1 protein-coding gene is annotated in these 1276 nt (G+C 65.0%); it reads right to left on the minus strand.

Going from position 1 to position 1276, the window contains the following annotated elements; genetic code table 11:
• A partial coding sequence (locus CH293_RS27760; protein WP_141217270.1) for an amino acid adenylation domain-containing protein occupies positions 1-1276 on the minus strand: 1276 nt, incomplete at both ends.

The following is a 1276-nucleotide window of genomic DNA, read 5'->3' on the forward strand; positions in this document are numbered from 1 at the left end:
CGTCGATGGACAAGGGTGCATCGCTGGGTAGTCCGAGTACGTCGGTGAAGATGGTGGTGAGGGTGATTTCTGTTGCGGTGGTGGGTGCTGTTCCGCCGGTGAGCGCGGTGGTGAGGTCGGGTGTGGGGAGTGCCCGGTGGTCGAGTTTGCCGTTGGGGGTGGTGGGGATTTCGGTGATGGGGATGAAGACGGTGGGGATCATGTAGTCGGGTAGTCGGTCGGTGAGGAATGCCCGTAGTTCCTCGTCGGTGGCCTCATTGTCGGTGGTGCTGGTGTGGTAGGCGGCGAGGTATTTTCCGGTGCCGCTGCCGTTGGTGTTTCCGGGGTGGTCGGCGGCGATGACGATGGCGGTCGATACGGCGGGGTGCTGTTCGAGGACGGTGCGGATGTCGTCGAGTTCGATGCGGTAGCCGCGGATCTTGACTTGGTCGTCGGTGCGGCCAAGGTAGTCGAGTTGGCCGTCGTGGTTCCAGCGGACGAGGTCGCCGGTGCGGTAGAGGCGTTCGCCGGATCCGGTGGGGTCGGCGATGAAGCGGGTGGCGGTGAGGTCGGGTCGGTTGATGTAGCCGTCGGCGAGTTGGGTGCCGCCGAGGTAGAGCTCTCCTGTGATGCCGACGGGGACGGGTCGTAGCCAGGGGTCGAGTACGTGGGTGGTGGTGTTGGTGATGGGTTGGCCGATGGGGACGCTGGTGCCGTAGGTGGCGGCATCGGTGCCGTTGGTGTTGGTGGCGGTGGTGGGGTTGAGGTGGTGTCCGGTGGTTTCGACGGCGGCTTCGGTGGGGCCGTAGGTGTTCCAGATCTGGACGGTTGTGCCGGTGCTGTTGTTGTTGGTTGCGGTGAGGGTGGTGGCGAGGGTGGTGGGGAATGTTTCGCCGCCGAGGGCGAGGTGGCGGAGGTGGGATCGGCTCAGGTCGAGTCCGGTGTCGAGCATGGCGTGGGCGATGGTGGGGACGAGTTCGACGAAGCCGATGGGTTCGGTGTGGAGGATGTCGGTGAGGTAGTGGGGGTCTTTTTCGCCGCCGGGTCGGGTGAGGCGGATGGTGGCGCCGACTGTCAGTGGCCAGAAGAATTCGGGGACGGAGACGTCGAATCCGATGCTGGTTTTCTGCAGGACGCGGTCGCCGTCGGTGAGGGGGAATACCGTTTGGCGCCAGCGGATGAGGTTGATGATTGCTCGGTGGGAGATCATGACGCCTTTGGGGCGTCCGGTGGTGCCGGAGGTGAAGATGACGTAGGCGGTGTCGGCGGGGGTCAGTGGGCGATCGAGTGCCGGTGC

This window comes from Rhodococcus sp. 14-2470-1b (assembly GCF_002259415.1).
Taxonomy (GTDB): Bacteria; Actinomycetota; Actinomycetes; order Mycobacteriales; family Mycobacteriaceae; genus Rhodococcoides.